At 61.2% G+C, this 7,201-nt stretch carries 9 protein-coding genes; 5 read left to right on the top strand and 4 right to left on the bottom strand.

The features are described from left to right. The 3 genes from VFO93_RS08305 to VFO93_RS08295 form a co-directional block, all read right to left on the bottom strand. A partial coding sequence (locus VFO93_RS08305) for a DUF4173 domain-containing protein (protein ID WP_325133893.1) occupies nucleotides 1–1,581 on the bottom strand: 1,581 nt, incomplete at its 3' end. Nucleotides 1,582–1,793: 212 nt separating this feature from the next. Continuing rightward, entirely contained in the window at nucleotides 1,794–2,087 is a 294-nt protein-coding gene (locus VFO93_RS08300; protein WP_325133892.1) for a transcriptional regulator, read from the bottom strand. After that, the gene (locus VFO93_RS08295; protein WP_325133891.1) at nucleotides 2,084–2,767 is read right to left on the bottom strand and encodes a hypothetical protein; all 684 of its coding nucleotides are present in this window, start codon (nucleotides 2,765–2,767) and stop codon (nucleotides 2,084–2,086) included. Before VFO93_RS08295 ends, VFO93_RS08300 begins: the two co-directional genes overlap by 4 nt. A gap of 78 nt (nucleotides 2,768–2,845) precedes the next feature. Here VFO93_RS08295 and VFO93_RS08290 point away from each other — a divergent pair, with 78 nt between their 5' ends. From VFO93_RS08290 to VFO93_RS08270, 5 genes are all read left to right on the top strand, one after another. Continuing rightward, nucleotides 2,846–3,268: a hypothetical protein gene (locus VFO93_RS08290; protein WP_325133890.1), complete on the top strand. Its 423-nt coding sequence runs from the start codon at nucleotides 2,846–2,848 to the stop codon at nucleotides 3,266–3,268. Nucleotides 3,269–3,330: 62 nt separating this feature from the next. Next, nucleotides 3,331–3,789: a hypothetical protein gene (locus VFO93_RS08285; RefSeq protein WP_325133889.1), complete on the top strand. Its 459-nt coding sequence runs from the start codon at nucleotides 3,331–3,333 to the stop codon at nucleotides 3,787–3,789. 239 nt (nucleotides 3,790–4,028) lie between these two features. Beyond that, nucleotides 4,029–4,787, top strand: a complete 759-nt coding sequence (locus VFO93_RS08280; protein ID WP_414653564.1) for a DUF4197 domain-containing protein — start codon at nucleotides 4,029–4,031, stop codon at nucleotides 4,785–4,787. 97 nt (nucleotides 4,788–4,884) lie between these two features. Continuing rightward, a complete protein-coding gene (locus VFO93_RS08275) occupies nucleotides 4,885–5,700 on the top strand; it encodes a class I SAM-dependent methyltransferase (RefSeq protein WP_325133887.1) in 816 nt (271 codons plus the stop codon). Between the two features lie 65 nt (nucleotides 5,701–5,765). Further along, on the top strand, nucleotides 5,766–6,647 hold the full coding sequence (locus VFO93_RS08270) for a UbiA family prenyltransferase (RefSeq protein WP_325133886.1): 882 nt from the start codon (nucleotides 5,766–5,768) through the stop codon (nucleotides 6,645–6,647). A 1-nt stretch (nucleotide 6,648) separates the two neighbouring features. Here the strand turns inward: VFO93_RS08270 and VFO93_RS08265 are convergent, their stop codons facing one another. Beyond that, a complete protein-coding gene (locus tag VFO93_RS08265; protein WP_325133885.1) occupies nucleotides 6,649–7,005 on the bottom strand; it encodes a hypothetical protein in 357 nt (118 codons plus the stop codon). Nucleotides 7,006–7,201: the final 196 nt, after the last annotated feature.

Here is a 7,201-nt window from a genome sequence, read left to right as displayed (position 1 = left end):
CTCCGCGCCCGTGCGGCTCTGCCAGTCGTCGTACTTCGCGTAGTCGTGCCGGAACGTCGCCAGCTTCTCCCGCAGTAGGGTATGGGCCGTGGCCTTGTCCATGGCGTGGTAGTAGCCGTCGCTGCCGTCGGCGACCAGCTGCGGGGCCTGGTCGATGATGGCCTCGCGCGCGGCCAGCACGGGCAGCACGCGGGGCGGCATGGCCAGCAAAAAGCCCATGTCGAGGCTCGCGAAGCGGGGCTGGAGGTTGTATTCGGCAATCCAGATTTCCCAGTTGCCGGCCGCCAGGCCCAGCAGTACCGCGTAGGCCGCCCACGAGTTGAGGCGCACCAGGTTAAAGGCCGAGCGCCGCTGCCAGATTTTGAGCAGCACCGTGCCCAGCCCAAACAACGTCAGCAGCAGGAAGCCATACACCCCGATGCGCTTGTAAGCCAAGCCCGTGTACTGAATGTAGTAATAGTTGCGCAGCCCCACCGAGATGGCCAGCACCACGTTTTGCAGTACCCAGGCCGTGGCGCCCCAGCGCAGCAGCGGCAGGCCGGGCTGGTAAAAATTGAGGTTGCGGCGGAAAAACCACAGCATGATGCCCGCCGCCAGCAGAATACTGAAAATCAGCACGTAGGTGCCCTCGTGCACAAACTGCGTGAGGTCGAAGTCCTTGGCAGGCACGAAGCCAAACCACAGCCATTTCACGTCCAGGGCGTTCACTACCAGCAGCAGGGCATTGAGCAGGCCAAAGCTCACCACGGCCGCCAGCCACTCCTTGCGCAGGTCGAGCATGGGCCGGGCGTTGTGCCGGAAGCTAGGCCGCCGCACCCCAAACGACGCCACCCTATCGCGCTGCCGCCGCACCAGCTCGCCAAAGCGCGACTCGTGGTCGAGGAAAAAATGCACCGGCACCACCACCAGCGCACCCGCCGCCGCTACCCCGCACACCAGAAAAAACAGCAAATGCGGGATGGAAATATCGGCAAACAGCCGCCCCAGCAGGTCAAGCACCCCGTTCCAAAACCGAGTGCTCAGCGCCGCAAACCGGGGGTTGGCAATGGAAAACAGCATCTGGAAAACTACCACCGCCAGCAGCGGCAGCCCCAGCACCCGCCCGTAGAACCAGCCGCGCCGCAGTTGCCCGCCTACCTGCCGCGGCGCCCGGATGCTACCTACCACGGCCCCCACCGCCGGCAGCACCCCCGCCGCGGCCGTGAGCGCCGCGTAGCCCAGCAGCCGCAGCTGCGACTGGTTCACAAACCCCACCAGCAGCAGGCCCGAGCCCACCGCCGCCCACAGCGCCGCGCTGGAGCCGTACCAGGCCACCAGCCCGCCGCTCAAAAGGCAGCCCGCCACCGCCACCCAAAAGCTGGCCGTGCGCCGCACCGGCGCGTGCCGCGGCAGCAGCGCCAGGTGCGCCCCCACCAGAAACACCATGTACACCAGCACATTGAGCCCCGCCGACTCGTGCCAGAACAGGTAGTCGCTCAGCACCGTGCCCACCGCGAGCAGGCTGCCGAGCAAGGTCGAAATGCGGTAGGCGGGCGCGGGCGGTGTAGGGGCGGGCGCGGCCCAGGGAGTAGTGGTTCCCATGTTTAAAGAACTTTGCATTTCAAAGTATTGGTTGCAAAAAAATGCCGAATTGGGTATCGGCTGTCGTGTGAACCTCACCCCCCGGCCCCCTCTCCAAAAAAGAGGGGGAGCCTAACGCCTTTTTAGCGCGAGCAAACGTCCATTCTGCGGTCGGCTCCCCCTCTTTTTTGGAGAGGGGGCCGGGGGGTGAGGTGCCCCACGTTAGGTTTACACTACCCCCGCAGCAGCTTCTCCAGCGCTGCTAGGTGCTCCTGAAACGCCGTTTTGCCCTCGGCCGTGGCCTCGTAGGTAGTATTCGGCTTTTTGCCGATAAACTGCTTATTTACTAATACATACCCCGCCTTTTCGAGCGCCGCCACGTGCGAAGCCAGGTTGCCATCGGTCAGGTCGAGGCTTTCTTTCAAGTCGTTGAAGCTCACGGAGTCATTCGCCAGCAGCACGGCCATTACGCCGAGCCGCACGCGGTGGTCAAAAGCTTTATTGAGGGTATGGATGGCGTACTTCACGGGGCGGCAAATTTCGCCCCGGTTGGGCGTTCGTAGCGATTATACATCAGCAGGCCGTAGCCGATGTGCCCCAGCCCAAAGCCCGCCCCGAAGAGCAACAGCCCGTATTGGGGCACCAGCAGCGCCACCAGGCCCAGGCCTATTTGCGTCAGACCCAAGTATTTGATTTCATCCAGCGTGTACTTGCTGCCATTAAGCAAAGCCAGGCCATAAAAAACCAGCATCCCCGGCACCACCAGCTCTACGGCGCCGCTCAAAAAAAGGCGCAGGCAAAACAGCCCGCCCGCCACCAGCGGGATGGCCAGCGCCACGGCCAGCCGCCGTGCCGGGGCCGTCCAGATGGAGCGCAGTCCCTCGCGCCGGGTGCGGCGCAAGGTGAAAAACGCCGCCACCAGCAAGGCCAGCACTATCATAGCCACCGCCAGCCCGGCCAGAAACGGCAGCGCCACCAGCCGCTCGGCCATCGAGGTTTGAAACAAGCGCTCGTAACCCTGCGCGCCATACTCCTGGCTGCCATACTCTTGCAGCAGGTAGTAATGCGCCACCACCGTGCCGGCCAGCGCCACCACGCCCGCCCCTACCCCGCTCAGCCCGCTGAGCGAGATAAAGCGCGAACTGCGCTCCATAATGGCGCGGATTTCGGTGAGCTGGGCCAGGGGGTCTTGGGCGGCGGGCTTCATGCGGGGGCTTTGAAGTACTTTGTGATGCAAAGCTAATACGAGAGTGGCGTATGTTTGTGCGGCACTCGCTTCTTTTTTATGAAATCTGTCTCCAACTTAGCTGCTCCTACCCCGAAGAATATTGCTGGTTTTTGGCTATCCGCTATCGGCTTAGGTACGGGCCTGACCTTCTTATACAGGATAGTTAATTCACTATCAACTCGTTCGGCTTTCTACAAAGCGATGACTAATAGCATCATTGCGCTTGTTTTTACAGTGCCTTCACTGCTGCTATTATTCCTGCTCATTCCGTGGGCGCTTAGAAAACCTGCTGCTAACCACTGCTGGCTTAAGCTAACGCTCGCACAAATTATTTCAGCAGGAGCTACAACCATGCTCGTTTGGGGTCTTGGACACTATCACTATACCTTGGAAATCCTAGAATCTGCTTTGCCTTATGCAATAGCAGGTTTGCTAGTGGCCTATTGGCGCTATCGAACTTGGCTTACACGCATAGCTTGATTGTGCGCGCGTATTGCACCCTTTTCCCAGTAACCAAGGCTATTTTACCTCTGCGCTTTTTTATGGCTTCCTCGCCCGACTCATCACTACTAACCGAACACGCTGGTAGTACCGTAATGCCCCGCCCGACGCTGCTGCGCAACCTGGGCTTCTGGCTGCTGACTATGCTGCTGGGGTCGGGGTGCATGTTGGTGGCCCCGGCACTGAAAAGGGGTTTCACGAGCAAAATTACCGTCTCTGTTCTGAAGGCAGGTGGCTTATCTACCCTGCTGTCGTTGGCAGCACTGCCGCTACTGTTGCTGTGCCTGCCCTGGGCGCTCACGGCTTCTTCAATAGAGCTGCGCTGGCTACGGGTGTTCACGCTGCAAAGCCTGTCGCTGGGCGTCCTCACGGCCCTGGGCTACCTGCTGGCTGGCCGCACGCTTGGCCCAGCCGCGCTGGTGGTAGGCACCATCTACTTCGTGGCTGGGCTGTTGGTGGCGGCAGTGGTGTACCGGCCCTGGCTACGCCGCTTGCAGTAGCCGCATCATTGGCTCAGAGCTGAAAGCTGAGGGACGTTGCGCTTCTGACTTACGCAATTCTACGCTGACCGGCCCGGTCGGCGAAAAACGGGCGTCGGCCGAATGTAGGTTTGGGGTTGCCAAAACTGGTACGTCTTTTGGCTACTGCTTCGGTGCGGGCAACTTTTTGGCGTTGCCGGGCCGTTATTTTACCAATCTATTCCGAACCTGTTGGTTTACTCAAGCTTATCGTTGTTAATATGAAAAGTCATTTGTTCCTTGCTGCCATTACGTTAGCTGGTTTCAGCCACGCTGCCCACGCTCAGTTCAAACTACCTAGCAGCTTGGGTGGCCTTAAGTTGCCGACCAAAACTACTACCTCGTCGTCTTCGACTGGCGTGGGCGGCCTCACCAATACCGAGGCCGCCAACGGCCTGAAGGAAGCGCTCATCCAAGGCATCAGCAAGGGCTCGGACCAGGCTTCGGCCGTCGATGGTTTCAACCTGAACAAGTTTATCCGCATTCCCTTCCCGCCCGATGCCCAGAAGATGGCTACTACCCTGCGCAGCATCGGCCTGGGCAGCCAGGTCGATAAGTTTGAGCTCTCGCTGAACCGCGGGGCCGAAGACGCCGCCAAAAGTGCCAAACCCATCTTCATCAATGCCATCAAACAGCTGACGTTCACAGATGTCTGGAACATCCTTACCGGCCAGAAGGATGCCGCCACGCAGTACCTCAAGCGCACTACTACCTCGCAGCTCACGGCGGCCTTCCAGCCCATCATGCAGCAGAGCCTCGACAAGGTGGACGCCACTAAATACTATACCAGCCTGAGCACCACCTACAACAAGCTGCCGCTCGTAACGCCCGTGCAAACCGACCTCAACGCCTACGCTACCGGCAAGGCCATCGACGGGCTCTTCACACTTATTGCGCAGGAAGAGGCCGACATCCGCGAAAACCCGGTGGCCCGCACTACCTCGCTGCTGAAAAAGGTGTTCGGCATCGGGGGGAAATAGAGGCAATTAAGGCCGTCATGCTTCACTGCGTTCAGCATGACCCGGCGTTTTTTAAGACCAACCCCACCCAGAAAGCAAACTACCGTAAGAGCAAGGTGTGAATTTCCGCCTGCACCTATTCGAGTTTGAAGACCAGCCGTGGTTTCCGGCCGTGCTGCGCGCCGGCCAGATGGACTACCTCCGCTTCATGATTTCAAACCTGGGCACCTACCGCCCGGTAGCCCCGCTGCTGGCCGACGCCCTGCGCCAAACCAACCAAAGCCAACTGCTTGAGCTAGGCGCGGGCGCCGGCGGCGGCACTGAAACCGTGCTGGCCGCCCTGCGCCAGCAGCTCGCCGCGCCGCCCGGCCTGCGCCTGCTGCTCACCGACCTCTACCCCCAGCCCGCCGCCTGGGCCGACGTGGCCCGGCGCACGGCCGGGGCCATTCGGGGCCACGCCGCGCCCGTGAATGCGCTGGCTGTACCGGCCGATTTACCGGGTTTTCGGGTGGTTTTTTCGGCCTTTCACCACTTCGCACCGCCGCAGGCCGAGGCGTTGCTGCGCGATGCCGTGGCGCGCAGCGCGGGCATCGGCGTGTTTGAGGGCGCGGCCAAGAGCTGGCTCGAAATAGCGCTGGCCCTCACGGTACTACCGGTGGCGCAGTTACTACTGACACCGCTTTTTCGGCCGTTCCGGCTGAGCCGATTGGTATTCACGTACTTGCTACCGCTCATTCCGCTCACTACTATTTGGGATGGTGTGGTGTCCATCTTCCGCATGTACCCGCCCGCGCAACTGCTGGCGCTGGCCCAGCGCGCCGACCCGGCCGGACGCTACCACTGGCAAGCTGGTAAGTTGCGCCACTGGTGGGGGCCGCAGGTGACGTATTTGGTCGGCGTGCCCGCCGAAGCGCAAGTAGCGCGAACTTTGTAGTTCGCGTTCGTCTGGCTGCTCGCTAGAGAACGCGAACTACAAAGTTCGCACTACTAATTTTCCCCGTGGTTATCGCCAACTACCGCCGCGCCCTGCCACTGCTGCGCATTCCGTTTTCATTGTTCCTGATGCCAGTGTTCTGGTTCGGGCTCAGCGCCTTGCGCGAGCCCTTCGGTTGGGGGCAGGCGGCGGCGGTGTTTGTGATTCTACACCTGCTGGTGTACCCGGCCTCCAATGGCTACAACTCGTTTTACGACAAAGACGAAGACAGCATCGGCGGCCTCAAAGCCCCGCCCAAAGTCACGCCCGAATTACTACACTTGGTGTATCTATTCGATGCGCTGGCGCTAGTGGGCGCGCTGCTTTTGAGCTGGCAATTCGCAGCACTGGTGCTGGTCTACCTGCTGGTTTCCAAGGCGTATAGCTACGAAGGTATTCGCCTCAAAAAATACCCGCTGCTGAGCACGGCCGTAGTGGTCGTGTTTCAGGGCGCATTCACGTTTTTGCTCACGCAAGTGGGCGTGGGCGCTGCGCAAACGCAGCTTTTCGAGCGCACCAATTTGCTACTGGCGCTGGTGAGCACGCTGTTTTTGTGCGGCTCCTACCCGCTCACCCAAATCTATCAGCACCAAGAAGATGCGCGGCGCGGCGACCGCACGCTGAGCTTGCGGCTGGGCATCCGGGGCACGTTTGCCTTCGCGGCGGGCGGGCTGCTGGCGGGCGCGGGCACGATGGCGCTGGCCTACTGGCTGCGCGGCGAGGTGCGCAACCTGCTCCTTTTCCTGGTAGCTACCGGGCCGGTGGTGGCGCTGTTTTCGCGTTGGGCCTGGCTGGCCTGGCACAACCCGGCGCTGGCCAATTTTGAGTGGACGATGCGGATGAACAAGGTATCGTCGCTGTGCTTGAGCGCGGCGTTTATCGCCACGCTACTCTTCGCCCGGCTGTAGGTTACTTTTTGGTGGTGATGATGACCATGCCATCCTGGGCGCGGGTGCCGCCGATAACGGCCGCTTTGTTGCTTTCCAAAAAGGAAATTTCCTGCACTCGCTGCCGCGTCACGAAGGGCTGCCACTGCGCCGTATCGGCGGGCGCAACTATGCGGCCATCAATCAGATAATACAAGACAACGCCCAGCGGCCGGGGGTCGGCGGCTTCGGCCTGGCGCTGCTTTTCCTGGGCGGCCTGGTAGACGCGCCGGCCCTCGGCCGTGAGGCAGCTCGCGCACACAGAGGAGCTGAACGCCCGGCCACGCACGCGGGCATCGCAGGCCAGGCGCTGGCGCAGGGCGGCTACCTGTTTCTTCAAGGGTAGCTGGCGAGTGGCCATTAGCCAGGCATCCGACGCGGCTACGGTGGGGTACGTTTGGCACGGTGAGGCTGCTAGTGAGCAGATTAACAGAAGTAATTGCATGACAAATTTCCCGCAGGGTTTCGCAGGGTGAGGCGCGGGGTTTCGCAGGGTTTCCCGTCGGCTAAAACCCTGCGAAACTCTGCGCCTCACC

Origin of the sequence: Hymenobacter sp., assembly GCF_035709525.1 — a bacterium.
Classification (GTDB): Bacteria; Bacteroidota; Bacteroidia; order Cytophagales; family Hymenobacteraceae; genus Hymenobacter.
Note: the sequence above shows the minus strand (reverse complement) of the source record. Positions and strands in the feature narration are given on the sequence as shown.

Coding starts and splice junctions, on each gene's coding strand:
- VFO93_RS08280 (WP_414653564.1), top strand. CDS start 4,029: ATGAAAAGTCATTTGTTCCTTGCTGCCATTACGTTAGCTGGTTTCAGC.
- VFO93_RS08290 (WP_325133890.1), top strand. CDS start 2,846: ATGAAATCTGTCTCCAACTTAGCTGCTCCTACCCCGAAGAATATTGCT.
- VFO93_RS08295 (WP_325133891.1), bottom strand. CDS start 2,767: ATGAAGCCCGCCGCCCAAGACCCCCTGGCCCAGCTCACCGAAATCCGC.
- VFO93_RS08285 (WP_325133889.1), top strand. CDS start 3,331: ATGGCTTCCTCGCCCGACTCATCACTACTAACCGAACACGCTGGTAGT.